The organism is Chelatococcus sp. KU-N122, assembly GCF_055391085.1.
In genome coordinates, this window is the sequence record NZ_AP043981.1 from 971,545 (window position 1) to 988,226 (window position 16,682).

Below are 16,682 nucleotides of genomic sequence, written 5' to 3' on the forward strand. Positions count from 1 at the left end.
AAGCATATGGTTGCAGTGTTGAAAGGCGCGGAGCCGTTCTCGCTCGAAGGGAGTGACGTCGGCGTGCTCGTCCTGCACGGTTTCACCGGCTCGACGCAGAGCATCCGCTACCTGGGCGAGGAGCTTCATCGCCGCTTCGGCTTCACCGTCGCCGCGCCCCGCCTGCCCGGCCATGGCACGTCGCCCGACGATATGGAGACGACGGGCTATCTCGACTGGATGGGCGAGGCGGAGCGGGCGCTGCACGAGCTCGCCAAGGGAAAGCGGAAGGTCTTCGTCACCGGCCTGTCGATGGGCGGCACGCTCACGCTCAACCTGGCAGCCCGCCACGCGGGTGTCGTCAACGCGATCGCTCCGATCGCCGCGCCGGCGGGCCATCTCACCGAGGCCTTCGCCGAGGCGCTCACCCTCAATCCGCCACCCAAGCGCATTCCCGGCATCGGCTCGGACATCAAGGCGCCGGGCGTCAAGGAGCTCGCCTACGAGGAAACACCGACGGCGTGCCTGCGGGAGGTCTCGGTGCTGATCTCGCTGACCGCCGATCTCCTGCCCCGGATCGTCTGCCCCACGCTGGCGATCTACGCGCGCGAGGATCACCTGGTGCCGACGTCCAATGCCACGGCGGTCATCGAGGCCGTCCGCTCCGACGACATCCGCCTGCTCTGGCTCAACAATTCCTATCATGTCGCCACGCTCGACAACGACAAGGACCTCATCGTCGAGCGGGTCGGCGGCTTCTTCACCGAGATGGCGAAGGCTTAGGCTGCCGACCGGTTAGGTTCAAAAGGATCGGAGCATGTCGGTGCCATTGGATGATCGCGTCCGATTGCGACATGCTCCGGAGACCGGCCAAGCGGAGGACGCACCCCGAACGACGGCACCGCCCCGGCCAATGGCCAGGTTCGTCCGTCGAGCGGGATGCACGGGGAGCGAAGCCCTGCTCCTCACCGGAGGAGGGAGCTCTTGACAGTACGGGAGCACGATACGGCTTCCCCAATCGCGGCGCCGGACGACGGCGACGCGGCAACCTACGATCTCGCCATCGTCGGCGGCGGTGTGAACGGCTGCGGGATCGCGCGGGACGCGGCGGGACGCGGCTTCTCGGTCTATCTGTGCGAGCAAGGCGACCTCGCCTCCGCCACGTCGTCGGCGTCCACGAAGCTGCTGCACGGCGGTCTGCGCTATCTGGAATATTACGAGTTCCGGCTGGTTCGCGAAGCCCTCGTCGAGCGCGAGGTGGTCTGGCAGATCGCCCCCCACATCGTCCGTCCGATGCGGTTCGTGCTGCCCCACCGGCAGGGCATGCGGCCGTGGTGGATGCTGCGGCTCGGCCTGTTCCTCTACGATCATCTCGGCGGGCGCAGGCTGCTGCCGCCGACGCGCTCGCTCGACCTGGCGCGTGACCCGGCGGGCGCGCCGCTCAAGCCCGGCCTGCGCGGGCGCGGCTTCGAATACTCGGATTGCTGGGTGGACGATGCGCGCCTCGTCGTGCTGAACGCCCGCGACGCGGTCGATCGCGGCGCCACCGTGCAGACCCGCGTCAGGGCGGTGGCGGCGACACGCGACGCGGGCGGATGGACGCTGACGACCGAGGACGAGCGGACGCGCGAGCGGACCGAGGTGAGGGCGAAGGTGCTGGTGAACGCCGCGGGCCCCTGGGCCGGCACGTTCCTGAAGGCTCTGCACCGCCCACATGCGAACGAGGTGCGGCTGGTCCAGGGATCCCACATCGTCGTGCCGAAGCTCTATGAGCACGACCGGTGCTACATGTTTCAGAACGCCGACAACCGCATCGTATTCGCCATCCCCTACGAGGGCGATTTCACCCTGATCGGGACGACCGATCGCGACTACGCCGGCGACCCCGCCGACGTCGTGGCCACGGCAGACGAGATCGATTACCTTTGCCGAGCCGCGAGCACCTACTTCGCGATGTCCATCGCGCCCGCCGACGTCATCTGGACCTACGCGGGCGTGCGGCCTCTCTACGACGACGGCGCCGGCGCAGCGCAGGCGGCGACGCGGGACTACGTCCTGGAGCTCGACGACGAGGACGGCGCCCCGATCCTCTCGGTGATCGGCGGCAAGATCACCACGTATCGCCGCCTCGCCGAGGAGGCGCTCGAGAAGCTGTCGCCCTATCTCGGCGCCGGTGCGGGCCGGACCGCCTGCTGGACGAGCCGTGCGCCGCTGCCCGGCGGAGATTTCCCCGTCGGCGGCCAAGCCGCGTTGATTGCGGGCCTCATCCGCGACTATCCGTGGCTCGCATCCGCCGACGCCTCGAGGCTTGCGGGCGCCTACGGGGCGAGAGCGTCGCGCGTGCTCGGCGGCGCCGGGGACCGGGCGTCCCTGGGGATCGACTTCGGCGCTGGCCTGAGCGAAGCGGAGGTGCGCTACCTCATGCGGGAGGAATTCGCCGAGGAGGCCGACGACGTGATCTGGCGCCGGACCAAGCTCGGCCTGCGCCTGTCGGCGGCCCAGGTCGATTCCCTGGCGGCCTTCATGGTGAAGGCGCGGCACCCGGAGGCGCGCTACGGGTCTCGTGAGCGGAAGAGCGGGAGGCTGGGCGTATGAATTCTCACGTGCTCGTCATCGACCAGGGCACCACGTCGACCCGGTCCATCGTGTTCGACCGGACCTGGGCGCCGGTCGCCACCGCGCAGCGGGAGTTCCCGCAGCTCTACCCGCACCCCGGCTGGGTCGAGCACCGCCCCGAGGACCTCTGGACGACGACGCTCGAGACGATGCGCGAGGCGGTCGCGGCGGCCGGGCTCCAGGCGTCGGACATCGCGTCCATCGGCATCGCCAACCAGCGGGAGACGACGCTGATCTGGAGCCGCGACACCGGCGAGCCGATCGCGCCGGCGATCGTCTGGCAGGACCGCCGGACCGCGGACCTCTGCAACCGGCTCAATGCGGACGGCTGCGGGGCCTTGGTCGCCGACCGCAGCGGCCTGCTGATCGACCCCTATTTCTCCGCCACCAAGATCGCCTGGCTTCTCGCCAACGTTCCTGGCGCCCGCGAGCGCGCGGCACGCGGCGAGCTCGCCTTCGGCACGGTCGACACCTTCCTGCTGTGGCGGCTGACGGAGGGCGCCGTCCATGCGACCGACGTCACCAACGCATCGCGCACGATGCTGTTCGACATCCGCACGGGCGCCTGGGACGACGACCTGCTGCGGCTGTTCGGCATTCCGCCCGGGATGCTGCCGGAGGTCCGCGACACCGCCGGCGATTTCGGCGTCGCGGCGAAGACCTGGCTCGGCCGCGAGGTGCCCGTTCTCGCGCTTGTCGGCGACCAGCAGGCGAGCCTCGTCGGCCAGGCCTGCTTTGCGCCGGGCCTGGCCAAGGCCACCTACGGCACCGGCGCGTTCCTGCTGCTGAACACGGGGCGCGTGATGCCGCGCTCGCGGCATCGCCTGCTGACGACCGTGGCCTACCAGTGGGACGGCGAGCGCGCCTATGCGCTCGAGGGCTCGATCTTTTCGGCCGGCGCGACCGTCCAATGGCTGCGCGATTCCCTCGGCATCATCTCCTCTGCCGCCGAGACCGGCGCCCTGGCAGCCGAGGCGGACCCGGAGCAGTCCGTCTACCTGGTGCCGGCCTTCGCCGGCCTCGGCGCCCCCCATTGGCGCAGCGACGCGCGCGCCGTCGTGACAGGCCTCACCCGCGGCTCGACGCGCAAGGAGCTCGCCCGGGCGGCGCTGGAGAGCGTCGGCTATCAGACCCTCGACCTGATCGAGGCGATGCGCGCCGACATGGCCGCCGCGGGGCTCACGGCCGACGAGGCGGTCATCCGCGTCGACGGCGGCCTCTCGGACAGCGACTGGACCATGCAGTTCATCGCCGACGTGCTCGGCGCTCCCGTCGATCGGCCGGTGGTTCGGGAAACGACCGCGCTGGGGGCGGCCTTCCTCGCCGGCTGGCGCGCCGGCCTCTACCCCGGTCCGCAGGCCTTCGCGGAGAACTGGCGGCTCGACCGCCGCTTCGTGCCGTCCATGACCGCCGCCGATCGCGAGCGACGGGTCGGCGGATGGCGCGAAGCCGTGGCCCGCGCCCTGCTGGAGCCGAGTTGATCGGCTGGGGCACGTTGCGCGCGGGCGCTGTCCCGCGCGCCCAGCCTATTCCGGCGTCTTGGGAAAGGCCGATCCCGGCACGTCGGCGCTTCGTTCGGCCCTGTCGCGGTAGAGCGCCGCCCGGGCGAGCAGCATCAGCGTCACCGGCGTCGTGACCGTGAGGAACACGGCGATCAGGATCTCGTGCAGAACGGGCCGGCCGTCGAGCACGGAGAAGCACAGCATGGAGGCGATGAGGATGCCGCCGGCGCCGAGCGTCGCCCCGAGCGTGGGCGCGTGGACGCGGGCATAGAAGGATTGAAGCCGCCAAAGGCCCGCCGAGCCCAGAAGGGTGATGGCCGCGCCGGTGACGACGAGCAGCGCCACCAGCAGCGCAGCCCAGACGGGAAGCTCCGGCGCCGACGTCATTCGATCACCTCGCCGCGCATGAGGAACTTGGCAAAGGCCACGGTGCCGACGAAGCCGAGCAGCCCGATGACCAGCGCGGCTTCGAAGAAATAGGGGCTGCCCTCCCGCATGCCGAGCGTGAGGAAGAGCAGCATCGTGTTCACGTACAAGGTGTCGAGGCCGAGGATACGGTCCTGCGCCCGCGGCCCCCGCAGCATGCGCAGGGCGGCGCTGGCCATGGCCAGCGCCAGCATGACCTGGGCGAGCGTGAGCGCGTAGCCGAGGATGAGGGTCGCCCAAGGAGCGCTCTGCCATAGCCCGCTCATTCGAAGATCTCCATCAGCCGGCGCTCGTAGCGGTTCTTGATCAGATCGATCCAGTGCGCCTCGTCGACCAGATCGAGCACGTGCAGCAGCAGTTCGCCCTTGGCCGCATCGAAGCTCACCCACAACGTCCCGGGCGTCGCCGTCAGGATGATGGCGAGCATGGCGAGGCCGGCTTCGTTCCGCATGTCGAGGGGAACGGTCATGAAACCCGACCTTCCCTGGCGTGGCGCACCCGCCAGGATGATGCGGCCGACCGCCAGGTTCGAGCGAAAAATGTCAGCCAGCACGCTCAGGGCGAGCCGCACCATGGCGACGGGACGCCCCAGTCGCGTCCTGGGGCGGTGGAACACGGACATGGTCCAGGACGCCGCATAGGCGATGACGGCGCCGAGAACGAGCTGCCCGGGCGAGACACGCTGGTTCAGCAGCAGCCACATGGCGAGCAGCGCCAGGAACAGCCTGGGATGGGGCAGGATCCGGCTCATCAGCGGGCTCCCTGGGGCGACGATGCCTGATCCGCACCGGGGGCGGAGAGCACGGCGCGCACGTAGACGGTGGGCGCGTGCAGCGCCTGCGACGTCGCCTCCATGAAGCGCAGGGCCGGCCCGCCGAACGCGGTCAGGGCGAGGCAGACGATCAGCAGCCAGGCCACCGGGGCGAACTCCACCGCTCGGATGCTCGGCTGTTTCCCGTTCATCGGCACCCAGAAGGTGGTGATGCCGGTGCGCGCCATCGCAATGAGCGCCGCAAGGCCCGACAGGGTGAGCAGGACGATCATCGCCCAGGACGTGCCGCGCAGGCCGCCATCGGCGTTCGCCAACGCCGAAAGCATGGCGAGCTTGGCGATGAAGCCCGAGAGGGGCGGAAGCCCGGCGAGGAGCAGGGCGCAGCCGACGAACGCCACGCCCAGGGCGGCCAGGGTCAGCGGCAGCGCGATGCCCACCTCCTCCTCCGTCGGCGCCTCCTCCTCGTCGCCGAAGACTTCCATGGACACGGCGATCACGTCCGCGCCGGCGGCGCGCCCGCGCTCGACGAGCTCGATGAGGAGGAAGAAGGCGCTCACCGCGAGGGTGGAGCTGACGAGGTAGTAGAGAGCTCCCGCGACGATGGCGCGATCGCCGATGCCGACGGCGGCGAGCAGCGTGCCCGACGACACGAGCACGCTGTAGCCCGCCAGCCGCGGCATGGATTGCGATGCCAGCACGCCGGCCGTGGCGAAGGCGATCGTCGCGAGCCCACCGTAGAGCAGCCACCCCGCCCCGAAGCCGGCGGACGCGCCGCTCCCCGGGCCGAAGAGGAGCAGGCTGAGCCGCAGGATGACATAGACCCCCACCTTGGTCATGACCGCAAACATGGCCGCCGCCGGCGCGCTGGCGGCGGAATACGTGGTGGGCAGCCAGAAATTGAGGGGCCACATGGCCGCCTTCACCAGGAAGGCCACGGCGAGGATGGCGGCGCCGGCCTCCAGCAGCATGCGCTCGCCCGCGCCGACGGCGGCGATGCGGCCGGCCAGGTCCGCCATGTTGAGGGTGCCGGTGACCCCGTAGATCAGGCTCACGCCCACCAGAAAGAGCGCGGAAGCGACGAGATTGATGGGGATGTAGTGGAGCCCGGCCTTGATGCGCGCGATGCCGGAGCCGTGCAGCACGAGGCCGTAGGAGGCCGCCAGCATCACCTCGAAGAACACGAAGAGATTGAAGAGGTCGCCGGTCAGGAAGGCGCCGTTCAGCCCCATCTGCAGGAACAGGAAGAGCGAGTAGAAGCGTGGCCCGGCCCGGTGCCAGCGCGCCAGCGCGAACACGAAGCTGGCGCAGGCGAGCAGGGCCGTCAGCACCAGCATCATCGCCGACAGGCGGTCCGCCACCAGGACGATGCCGAACGGCGCTCGCCAGCCGCCGAGGCGATGGACGACCACCGTGCCCTCCGGCCCGCCGGCATCGCAGACGACGAGGAGGGCGACGGCCACGGCCAGCAGGGCCGCGAGGGTGGCGAGGCTCGTCCCCACCTTGAGGGCACGCCTGCGGTCGTCGAACAGGAGCAGGAATGCGCCCGCCAGCAATGGCAGCAGCACCGGGAGGACGGCGAGGGTGTCGATGGGCAGCCGGTTCATCAGTCGCCGAGACCGTCCACGTGGTCGGTCCCGGTGCGGCCGCGCGCGGCGAGCAAGACCACCAGGAACAGGGCCGTCATGGCGAAGCCGATGACGATGGCGGTGAGCACGAGGGCCTGCGGCATGGGATCGGCGAATGCAGCCGGGTCTCCGACGGCGCCCTTCTCCAGGATCGGCGGCGCACCGACCCGCAGGCGCCCCATGGCGAAGATGAACAGGTTGACCGCATAGGACAGGAGCGAGAGGCCGATGATCACCTGATAGGTGCGCGGCCGCAGCAGCAGCCAGACGCCGGCGCCGGCGAAGACCCCTATGCCGATGGCGAGGACGGTCTCCATCACGGCTCCCCCGGGTGGCGCGCTTCGCGCGGGCCGCGCAGCGACTGGTGCGCGAACGCGATGAGGACGAGGACGGTGGCCCCGACGACCAGCCCGAACACCCCGAGGTCGAACAGGAAGGCCGACGCCAACGGCACGTCCCCCACCAGCGGCAGCTTTGCATAGCGTGCGTGGGACGTGAGGAAGGGGTGGCCCAACACGACGGCGGCAAGCCCCGTCAGGCCGGCGGTGAGAAGGCCGAGGCCCATCCAGCGCAGCGGCAGGACGCGCAGGGCCGCCTCGGTGCGACGCACCCCGCTCGCCATGTATTGCAGCACGAAGGCAATGGACAGGACGATGCCGGCCGCAAATCCTCCGCCGGGCAGATCGTGCCCGCGCATGAATATATAGGCGGCCAGCACGGCGATGACGGGAAACAGCCATTCCATCACGAGGCGTGGGATCAGCAGATAGTCCGCCACGGTGTCGCCCACCTGCCGGTCCGGCGCGGCGGCGTCGTAGGCGTTCTGGATCTGCTGCTGCTCGGGGGCGTCGACGCTGTCGGGCGCGGGCCGGAAGCGGCGCAGCATGGCGAAGACGGTGAGGGCGACGACGCACAGCACGGTGATCTCGCCGAAGGTATCGAAGCCGCGGAAGTCGACGAGGATCACGTTGACGATGTTGGTGCCCCCACCCTCCACGTAGGCGCGCTCCACGAAGAAGCGGGAGACGGTGTCCGGCAGCGGCCGCGTCATCACCGCGTAGGCGAGCAGGGCAAGCCCCGCCCCAACCACCACGGACAGGGCGAGGTCACGGAACCGCCGCGCGATCACCGCACCCGAGGGCCGCGCATCGCTCGGGGTGGCGATGCGCTGGGGAAGCCAGCGCAGCCCGAGCAGGATGAGCACCGTCGTCACGATTTCCACCAGGAGCTGGGTCAGCGCCAGGTCCGGCGCCGACAGCCAGGCAAAGGTCACGCAACTGACGAGGCCGGCGCCACCCATGAGCACGAGGGCGGCGAGGCGATGGAACTTGGCCTGCTCGGCGGCCCCGAGGGCGCAGGCGAGCCCGACCGCCCAGAGCAGGACGAAGGCGGGTGGTGCCGGCGTCACCGGCTTGCTGCTCGCGCCCGCGGCGCCGTGGATCAGGAGCGGCACGAGGCCGGCGAGGACGGCGACGAGGACGACCAGCCTCAGCTGCGGCTGCAGGCGCCGCGTCCCGAAAGCCTGCTCCACCGCGCGCGCCCACTTCCAGGACAGCGTCAGCATGACGTTCTCGAAGATGCGCTGGGCCTTGAGGTCGCGCACCAGCGGCGGGCCGTCGACGCCGCTGTCGAGATAGCCGCGCAGGGCGAGGTAGAGCGCGGTGCCGCCGACCAGGGCAAGGACGCTCATCAGCAGCGGCAAGGTGAAGCCGTGCCACACCGCGAGGCTGTAGTAGGGCAATTCGGCCCCCACCGCCGCCCGCGCCGCATCCGCCAGCAGCCACCCCACGGACAGGCCGGGAACGATGCCGATGATCAGGCAGACGACGACCAGCAGCTCGACCGGGAAGCGCATCCAGCGCGGCGGCTCGTGGGGCGTGCGCGGCAGGCCGGACGGCGGCGGGCCGAAGAAGGTGCCGAGGATGAAGCGCAGCGAGTAGGCCACCGAGAACGCGCCGGCGAGAGTGGCGAAATAGGGCAGCGAATCGTCGAGCAGGGAGCCGGTATGGTCGGCCACCGCCTCGGCGAAGAACATCTCCTTGGACAGGAACCCATTGAGCAGCGGCACGCCCGCCATCGCCGCCGCGGCCACCATGGCCAGGGAGCCGGTGAGCGGCATGGAACGCCACAGCCCGCTCAGGCGGCGCAGATCGCGGGTGCCGGTCTCGTGGTCGATGATGCCTGCGGCCATGAACAGCGAGGCCTTGAAGATGGCGTGGTTCAGGACGTGGAAGACGGCGGCCACGGCCGCAAGCGGGCTGCCGAGACCCAGCAGCAGCGTGATCAGGCCGAGATGGCTGATGGTGGAATAGGCGAGGAGCCCCTTCAGATCCTGTTGGAAAATGGCGAAATAGGCGCCGATGACGAGCGTGGCGAGGCCGGCCGGCACCACCAGATAGAACCAGGCCTCCGTGCCGGCCAGCACCGGCCACAGCCGCGCCAGCAGGAACACGCCGGCCTTCACCATGGTGGCCGAATGCAGATAGGCGGAGACCGGCGTCGGCGCCGCCATGGCGTTCGGCAGCCAGAAGTGGAACGGGAACTGGGCGCTCTTCGTCAGCGCGCCGAGCAGCACCAGGATCAGCATCGGCAGGTAGAGGGGGCTCGAGCGGATCTTGTCCCCCGCGGCGAGGACCACGTCGAGGTCGTAGCTGCCCACGATCCGGCCGAGGAGAATGACCCCCACGAACAGGCAGACGCCGCCGGCGGCCGTGATGGTCAGGGCCATGCGGGCGCCATCGCGGGCGCTCGCGTTGTGGTGCCAATAGCCGATGAGGAGGAACGAGAAGAGGCTGGTCAGCTCCCAGAAGAACACCAGCATGATGAGGTTGCCTGCCAGGACGACGCCAAGCATGGCGCCCATGAAGGCAAGCAGGAAGCTGAAGAAGCGCGGCGCCGGATCCTCGGCGGAGATGTAATAGCGCGCATAGAGCACCACGAGTGCCCCGATGCCGCACACGAGGAAGGCGAACAGCCAGGCGAGCCCGTCGATCCTCAGGCCGAATTCGAGCCCGAGGGCCGGAATCCAGGGCAATTTGATGCCGATGGCGGCGCCGTCCACGGTGCGCGGATAGAGCAGGATCGTGATGGCGGTGCCGAGCACCGTGACAACGGCGGCAATCAGAGCCGCGGCCGTGCGGGCGCGGCGCGGCAGCACGGCTGCGAGCAGGCTCCCGACGAACGGCAGGCCGACGAGGGCGAGGAGCAATATCTCGTCGGACATGCCGGGCGCGCTGCCTCCGTGGTCTAGATGCCAGCGCCACCATGCGACGCGCCCCGGTCGTCGCCATCATCGACGCCGATCGGTGGATTGATCAAGGCCGTCGAGCAGGCGCTCCCGGCGCCCCCTCGGCTTGAGCCCTTATCACATCGTCGCCGGCTCGTCCCTCGGCGGGCGGATCGTTTTCATGGCGGCGACGATGAACCGCAAGGCCGGCCCCGACCGCGTCGCCGTCAAGAATTTGGGAAGCTTAACGGAATGCGAATGCAAGAGTTCATGAACTAAGCCGCGTCAGCTTCGTTTAACCTGAACAGACGTTCACACTTCCACGTTAACCTCTCAGCCAGATCCACCCCGTAATCCTTGGTGCACAACAGGAACAACACCGGCACACAAAACAATTCGCCGGAGAGGCACCAAGTCATGATCAAGACATCCTTGCACGCCTTCGCTGAACGCACCCTCGATGCCGGAAACATCTCCAGCAACGACGTCCGCGACCTCGCAACCCGCATCCTCCCCAACGACATCATGCACCGCGACGAGGCCGATCTCCTCATCGCCCTCGACCGCATGATCGACCACAAGTGCCAGGCCTGGGACGACCTCTTCGTCCGCCTCATCGTCGACTTCGTCGTCTGGTCGCTCCGCCCCACCGGACGCGTCGACGCCGAGATCGCCACCTGGCTCACCACCTCCCTCGCCGCCGGCAACGGCCCCACCGAGGCCGGCGTCACCGCCGCCCTCGAGATCGTCCGCGAGGCCGATCAGGTCGACGAGGCCCTCATCTCCTTCGTCCTCCAGGGCGTCCAGGACAAGCGACGCCTCACAGCCCTCCCCCTGGCGCGCCAGCCAAGGGCCGCCTGAGGCAAGACCGGACGACCCATCGATCGAGAAGACGGCTATTGCATCGCGGCCCGCCATCGCTAGAGCTTGCGCTCTAATCGGCGGCGAGCGCGGAGTGGGGAGCGACGATGTCCAGGGCCTTTGTCGGCACCAGCGGATGCGCCCTGTTGTTCCTGCTCGCCATGGCGTGCCTCGGCGGCCTGCGCGCCGAAGCGCCCGCCACAGTGGCCACGGCAGCCGCGGCGCCGGGCGCCACGGAGACGCCCGAGCAGGCGGTCTGCCGCATCATCGACGGCGCGGCCAAGGCGCACAGTCTGCCCCCGAGCTTCCTGACGCGCCTGATCTACCGCGAGAGCGCCTTCCGGGCGACGGCGGTCAGCCCGGTCGGGGCTCAGGGCATCGCCCAGTTCATGCCGGGAACCGCAGCGGACATGGGGCTGGCGGACCCGTTCGATCCGGAGCAGGCGATTCCCAAGGCGGCGAAGTTCCTGGTCGACCTCAAGCGCCGCTTCGGCAGCTGGGGCCTGGCCGCTGCCGCCTATAACGGCGGCCCTACCCGCCTGGCGAACTGGCTCGACGGCAAAGGCGGCATGCCGACGGAAACCCGCAACTACGTGATCGCCGTCACCGGCCGCAGCGTCGACGAGTGGGCCGACGACTACCGCGCCGGCAAGACGGCCGCCGAGCCCGAGACGCCGGAGGCCAAGACCCTGTCGTGCCGCGAGACGGTGGCGGTGCTGCGGCGGCCCGGGGCGCCGCCGCTGCCGGGCCTGCCGCGCGGCACCGGCGAGGACACCATCTTCGCACCATGGGGGGTGCAGCTCGCCGGCAACTTCTCGCGCGCGCAGGCGCTGGCGACCTTTTCCCGAGCCCGTAACCAGTACCGCTCGGTGATCGGCGACAGCAGGCCGATGATCATCGGCACGCGCCTGCGCAGCCGCGGCACCCGCGTGTTCTACCGTATCCGTGTTCCGGCACCGACGCGGACGGCCGCCGACGCGCTCTGCAACCGCATTCGGGCCATCAACGGCGCCTGCATCGTGCTGAAGAGTTGAGCGGCAGGCACCCGCGGCCGCCATGCCCTGCAGCAGACGCATTGGTCGCGGCGCGCTTGCGTGTATATGCATGGTCGAGATGAATGGAGATCGTGTCGCGATGGCTCAACCTGCGCGGGCTCGTCCGGTGCCGACGCCGGAGACGCAACACTTCTGGGATGGCACGCGCAAGGGCGAGCTGCGCCTGCAGCGCTGCGCCGCCTGCGCCAAGTCCTACTTCCCGCCGCGGCCGTTCTGCCCGGCGTGCGGGTCTCGCGAGGTCGAGGTCTACGCGGCGAGCGGCAAGGCCAGCCTGTACAGCTATGTGATCCACCACCGGCCGGTGCCCGGCTTCACGCCGCCCTATGCGATCGCCGTGGTCGAGCTGGCCGAGGGGCCGCGCATGATGACCAACATCGTCGATTGCCCGCAGACGCCGGAGGCGCTGGAGCTCGACATGCCGCTGGACGTGGTGTTCGAACCGCTCGACGAAACGATCACGCTGCCCCTGTTCCGCCCGGCGAAAGGCTGACGACGATGCGCCCCAAGGAGATCGCCGTCGTCGGCGCGGCCGAGACCACGCAGCTCGGGGTCATCCCCGACATGTCGCAGATCCAGCTGCATGCCGATGCGGCCCTGAACGCGCTGGCCGACGCCGGGCTGAAGCCCGGCGACATCGACGGCATCGCCACCGCCGTCGAGACGCCCCAGCAGATCGCGCATTACCTCGGCATCACGCCGACCTGGGTCGACGGCACCTCCGTCGGCGGCTGCTCGTTCATGCTACACGTCCGCCACGCGGCGGCGGCCATCGCCGCCGGCTACTGCAAGACGGTGCTGATCACCCACGCCGAGAGCGGCCGCTCGGGCATCGGCAGGCCGCCGCGGCAGGTGGCGCCGGACAGCCTCAACGGACAGTTCGAGCAGCCCTACGGGCCGATGGGGCCGCCGAGCCTCTTCCCCATCCCGGTGCTGCGCTACATGAAGACCTACGGCATCACCCACGAGCAGCTGGCCATGGTGGCGGTGGTGCAGCGCGAATGGGCGGCGCTCAATCCGCGGGCCACCTTCAAGGCGCCGATCACCGTCGACGACGTGCTCAACTCGCGCATGATCGCCTATCCGTTCCGGCTGCTGCAATGCTGCCTGGTCACCGACGGCGGCGGCGCCTTGATCCTCACCAGCGCCGATCGGGCCAGGGACTTCCCGCAGAAGCCGGTCTACATCCTCGGCACCGGCGAGAGCGTCGAGACGCCGATGGTGAGCCAGATGGAAAGCTTCACCTCGTCGCGCGCGTTTCGCGTGGCGGGCCCCACCGCCTTCCGTGAAGCCGGCATCACCCACGCCGACGTCGATCACCTGATGATCTACGACGCCTTCGCCCACCTGCCGCTCTTCGGGCTCGGCGACCTCGGCTTCATGCCACACGAGGAGACCGGCCCGTTCATCGCCGCGCGCAACACGGCGATCGGCGGCAAGCTGCCGCTGAACACCAACGGCGGCGGCCTGAGCTACATGCACTCGGGCATGTACGGCATGTATGCCTTGCAGGAGAGCGTGCGGCAGATGCGCGGCACCGCGCCGGCGCAGGTGAAGGACGCCAGGATCTCGGTGGCGCACGGGGTGGGCGGCATGTTCGCCGCCTCCGGCACGGTGGTCTTCACCAACGAAGCGTGAGGGGCGGCTCAGCGGCGCGCCACCTGTTCGCGAAGACGGTCCTCCAGCTCGGCGATCTCCGGCGTGAGGGCGTCGCCGAAGTCGGCGGCCTCGAACACCGGGCGGATCTCGATCTCGCTCGGGCCGGGCATGGGGTTGGGGCAACGCTTCACCCATGCCACCGCCTCCGCCATGTCCTTGACCTCCCAGAGCCAGAAGCCGGCGACGAGCTCCCGCGTCGCGGCGAACGGGCCGTCGATGACGGTGCGGCCCGCCCCGTCGAAGGCGACCCGCACGCCCTTGGCCGACGGGTGCAGGCCCTCGCCCGCCAGGAGGATGCCGGCCTCGACCAGCTCCGCGTTGTACCTGCCCATGGTTTCCAGAAGCTCGCTCGACGGCATCATCCCCGCCTCGCTGTCGGCGGTCGCCTTCACCAGAACCATCACGCGCATCGGTTGCTCCCCTCCGGGATCGAGGCCCGGATCAGCCTCGTCTCGTGGATAGGACGCACGAGGTCGCACCCGGCCGACAGCACGAGAGCGCATTTTTGCGAGCCTGCGGTGCCCTCATCGGATCGGCCCATGCGCTGGCGCAGCGCCTGCCTCAGTCTCCGCCGAGCTCCGCCTTCGTCCGCGACGCCGCGGGGCGCTCGTCCGACGTGGCCGGCCGAGCCAGCGCGGTGGTCATCAGCGGCACGCGCGAGGTGGCGTTGAAGGCAGCCGTGAGCTTGTGCAGCAGGCTCAGAAACAGCGGCCGCTCGTCCGCGGCGAGCGGCGACAGCAGGCGCTCGATCGCCCGCGCCGCCGGCGCTTCCAGGCGCCCCAGCATGTCGACCCCGGCAGGCGTCAGCTCCAGGCTGCGCCGGCGCTTGTCGGTCGCCTCCACCACGCGGGCGACGAGACCTGCGCTCTCCAGCGTCTTGAGCACCATGCTGGTGGTCGACCGATCCAGTCCCAGCAGGCGGGCGACGGTGATCTGATCTATGCTGGCGTGGTGGCGCAGCAGGTACAGGATGCCGAACTGCGTCGTGGTGATGCCGAGGTCCGCTGTTTCCTCGACGAAGACGGCGACGGCGATCTGATGGGCCCGGCGGATCATGAAACCGGGGCGTCCATGCAGCTGCGCAAGCGGATCGGATGTCATTGCTACGCTTCTATCAAACGCTTGTACGCCCTGCCAATCCGCCGGATGGGGTAGGCAGGGGAAAGGCGCGGGCCGCTTCGTTGCCGATATAATCAGACGTCTGATTAATATTGACGCCCCGCCGCCGATCTGCAAGCTTGCGACCGTCACGGCGTCGCGCGACCGCGATCCGGCGGCTCGAGCACGCCTCTGGCGACCGGCGGCTCCGCCGGATCGCAAGGCGTTCTGGAGCGCTTTGCGATTGGGCGGACTCACCCAATCGCAAGGAAGCGCTCCAGATTCAAAGAGTTGGAGCGTTTCTCTGCAATTGGATGATCTCATCCAATGGCGAAATGCTCTGGCCGCATCGGCAGTGAGCCTGGCCGAGAACAGGCCGCGGCCCCACGGGAGGAATCGACATGACGCAAGCTGCGCAGCTGCGGCGCGGACCGGATGGGGCACCGCTCGACATCGCGGCGTTCATCGACGGCCAGCCCGTCGGCCGCTACCAGGTCCGCCTGCTGCTGCTCTGCGCGGCCGTGCTGTTCGTGGACGGCTTCGACACCCAGGCCATCGGCTATGTGGCGCCGGACCTGGCCCGCGACTGGGGGTTGCCCCGCGGAGCGCTCGGACCGGTCTTCAGCTCGGGCCTGTTCGGCCTGATGCTCGGCGCGCTCGCCTTCGGCCCGCTCGCCGACAAGATCGGCCGCCGGCGCATCATCCTGGCCAGCACCATCGCCTTCGGCCTGTTCACGCTGGCCACGGTGTTCGTCGAGGACACCGCGAGCCTGATGGTGGTGCGCTTCCTCACCGGCCTCGGCCTGGGCGGCGCCATGCCCAACGCCGTCGCGCTCACCTCCGAGTTCAGCCCGCATCGCCGCCGCGCCACGATGGTGATGCTGATGTTCTGCGGCTTCTCCATCGGCGCCGCGCTGGGCGGGCTGATCGCTGCGGCCCTGATCCCGACGTTCGGCTGGCGCTCGGTCTTCCTGGTGGGCGGGATCGCGCCGCTGCTGCTGGCGCCGGTGCTCGGCGTCCTGCTACCGGAGTCGGCCCGCTTCCTCGCCGTCGCCGGCGGGTCCGACGCGCGCCTGCGGCAGCTCATGGCGAGCGTCTTTCCGCACCAGCAGCTGGCACCCGACATCCGCTTCGGCGTCAGCGAGGCCAAGCTCGCCGGCTTCCCCCTGCAGCACCTGTTCGCCCACGGCCGCGCCCTGCCCACCCTGCTGCTGTGGGTGGTGTTCTTCATGAGCCTGCTCGACCTCTACTTCCTCTCGAACTGGCTGCCGACGGTGCTCAACGACCTCGGGGCCTCGGTGTCGCTCGCCGCCGTGATCGGCGCCATGCTCCAGGTCGGCGGCGTAGCAGGAACGCTCGTGCTCGGCCGCTTCATCGACCGCTTCTCCTTCGGCGCGCTGGCGCTGACCTACACGGTCGCGGCGGTGGCGGTGGCCGCCATCGGCATCTCCGGCCAGTCGATCCCGCTCGCCACGGCCGCGATCTTCTGCGCCGGCTTCTGCATCGTCGGCGGACAGATCGCCGCCAACGCGCTCGCGGCGATGTTCTACCCGACCAGCGTGCGCTCGACCGGCGTGGGCTGGGCCTTGGGCATCGGCCGCGCCGGCTCGATCGTCGGCCCCCTCGTCGGCGGCGCGCTGCTCGCCCTGCATTGGGGCAGCGGACCGCTGTTCCTCGTGGCGGCGCTGCCGGCCCTGGTCGTGGCGGCCGCCGCCGCGGTGCTGAGCCAGGTGGCGAAGCCGCCCGCTGACGCAGCCGGAGCGGACCGGCCGGCGGTGCCGCCGCTCGCCGACATCGAACCCCACGCCCGATGACCCGTTCGAGGCTCGGGCCGTGACATCGTCCCCATCACCGGCATCAGGAACA

16 protein-coding genes are annotated in these 16,682 nt (G+C 69.8%); 8 read left to right on the top strand and 8 right to left on the bottom strand.

Going from position 1 to position 16,682, the window contains the following annotated elements:
- Positions 1-6 precede the first annotated feature (6 nt).
- The 3 genes from ACZ5PO_RS04360 to glpK all read left to right on the top strand — a co-directional run bounded on the left by ACZ5PO_RS04360 (position 7) and on the right by glpK (position 4,076).
- Positions 7-762: an alpha/beta hydrolase gene (locus ACZ5PO_RS04360; RefSeq protein ID WP_464190637.1), complete on the top strand. Its 756-nt coding sequence runs from the start codon at positions 7-9 to the stop codon at positions 760-762.
- Positions 763-996: 234 nt separating this feature from the next.
- Positions 997-2,574 carry a glycerol-3-phosphate dehydrogenase gene (gene glpD, locus ACZ5PO_RS04365; RefSeq protein ID WP_464196666.1) on the top strand — a complete coding sequence of 526 codons (1,578 nt, stop codon included), beginning with the start codon at positions 997-999 and terminating at the stop codon, positions 2,572-2,574.
- Positions 2,571-4,076: a glycerol kinase GlpK gene (gene glpK, locus ACZ5PO_RS04370; protein ID WP_464190639.1), complete on the top strand. Its 1,506-nt coding sequence runs from the start codon at positions 2,571-2,573 to the stop codon at positions 4,074-4,076. Before glpD ends, glpK begins: the two co-directional genes overlap by 4 nt.
- A 45-nt stretch (positions 4,077-4,121) precedes the next feature.
- Here the strand turns inward: glpK and mnhG are convergent, their stop codons facing one another.
- From mnhG to ACZ5PO_RS04400, 6 genes are read right to left on the bottom strand one after another with little or no spacing between them, the layout of a single operon-like run.
- Complete coding sequence (gene mnhG / locus ACZ5PO_RS04375; RefSeq protein ID WP_464190641.1) at positions 4,122-4,484, bottom strand: monovalent cation/H(+) antiporter subunit G; 363 nt, start codon at positions 4,482-4,484, stop codon at positions 4,122-4,124.
- The gene (locus ACZ5PO_RS04380; RefSeq protein ID WP_464190643.1) at positions 4,481-4,789 is read right to left on the bottom strand and encodes a K+/H+ antiporter subunit F; all 309 of its coding nucleotides are present in this window, start codon (positions 4,787-4,789) and stop codon (positions 4,481-4,483) included. The genes mnhG and ACZ5PO_RS04380 overlap by 4 nt, the downstream gene beginning before the upstream one ends.
- Positions 4,786-5,274, bottom strand: a complete 489-nt coding sequence (locus ACZ5PO_RS04385; protein WP_464190645.1) for a Na+/H+ antiporter subunit E — start codon at positions 5,272-5,274, stop codon at positions 4,786-4,788. The genes ACZ5PO_RS04380 and ACZ5PO_RS04385 overlap by 4 nt, the downstream gene beginning before the upstream one ends.
- On the bottom strand, positions 5,274-6,899 hold the full coding sequence (locus ACZ5PO_RS04390) for a monovalent cation/H+ antiporter subunit D (protein WP_464190647.1): 1,626 nt from the start codon (positions 6,897-6,899) through the stop codon (positions 5,274-5,276). Before ACZ5PO_RS04390 ends, ACZ5PO_RS04385 begins: the two co-directional genes overlap by 1 nt.
- Positions 6,899-7,237 (bottom strand): Na+/H+ antiporter subunit C, encoded by a 339-nt coding sequence (locus tag ACZ5PO_RS04395; RefSeq protein ID WP_464190649.1) that lies wholly within the window; start codon positions 7,235-7,237, stop codon positions 6,899-6,901. The genes ACZ5PO_RS04390 and ACZ5PO_RS04395 overlap by 1 nt, the downstream gene beginning before the upstream one ends.
- Positions 7,237-10,143, bottom strand: a complete 2,907-nt coding sequence (locus ACZ5PO_RS04400) for a monovalent cation/H+ antiporter subunit A (RefSeq protein ID WP_464190651.1) — start codon at positions 10,141-10,143, stop codon at positions 7,237-7,239. Before ACZ5PO_RS04400 ends, ACZ5PO_RS04395 begins: the two co-directional genes overlap by 1 nt.
- Positions 10,144-10,563: 420 nt before the next feature.
- Here ACZ5PO_RS04400 and ACZ5PO_RS04405 point away from each other — a divergent pair, with 420 nt between their 5' ends.
- The 4 genes from ACZ5PO_RS04405 to ACZ5PO_RS04420 all read left to right on the top strand — a co-directional run bounded on the left by ACZ5PO_RS04405 (position 10,564) and on the right by ACZ5PO_RS04420 (position 13,697).
- Positions 10,564-11,007, top strand: a complete 444-nt coding sequence (locus ACZ5PO_RS04405) for a hypothetical protein (RefSeq protein WP_464190653.1) — start codon at positions 10,564-10,566, stop codon at positions 11,005-11,007.
- 161 nt (positions 11,008-11,168) lie between these two features.
- Complete coding sequence (locus tag ACZ5PO_RS04410) at positions 11,169-12,041, top strand: transglycosylase SLT domain-containing protein (RefSeq protein WP_464196668.1); 873 nt, start codon at positions 11,169-11,171, stop codon at positions 12,039-12,041.
- Positions 12,042-12,141: 100 nt separating this feature from the next.
- Positions 12,142-12,552, top strand: a complete 411-nt coding sequence (locus tag ACZ5PO_RS04415) for a Zn-ribbon domain-containing OB-fold protein (protein WP_464190655.1) — start codon at positions 12,142-12,144, stop codon at positions 12,550-12,552.
- A gap of 5 nt (positions 12,553-12,557) precedes the next feature.
- Positions 12,558-13,697 (top strand): thiolase C-terminal domain-containing protein, encoded by a 1,140-nt coding sequence (locus ACZ5PO_RS04420; RefSeq protein ID WP_464190657.1) that lies wholly within the window; start codon positions 12,558-12,560, stop codon positions 13,695-13,697.
- A gap of 8 nt (positions 13,698-13,705) precedes the next feature.
- Here ACZ5PO_RS04420 and ACZ5PO_RS04425 read toward each other — a convergent pair whose 3' ends face one another.
- Positions 13,706-14,128 carry a YciI family protein gene (locus tag ACZ5PO_RS04425; protein ID WP_464190659.1) on the bottom strand — a complete coding sequence of 141 codons (423 nt, stop codon included), beginning with the start codon at positions 14,126-14,128 and terminating at the stop codon, positions 13,706-13,708.
- A 151-nt stretch (positions 14,129-14,279) separates the two neighbouring features.
- Complete coding sequence (locus ACZ5PO_RS04430; protein WP_464190661.1) at positions 14,280-14,819, bottom strand: MarR family winged helix-turn-helix transcriptional regulator; 540 nt, start codon at positions 14,817-14,819, stop codon at positions 14,280-14,282.
- A 398-nt stretch (positions 14,820-15,217) separates the two neighbouring features.
- On the opposite strand from ACZ5PO_RS04430, the gene ACZ5PO_RS04435 reads away from it, so the two are divergent.
- Complete coding sequence (locus ACZ5PO_RS04435) at positions 15,218-16,630, top strand: MFS transporter (RefSeq protein WP_464190663.1); 1,413 nt, start codon at positions 15,218-15,220, stop codon at positions 16,628-16,630.
- The last annotated feature ends 52 nt before the right edge of the window (positions 16,631-16,682 follow it).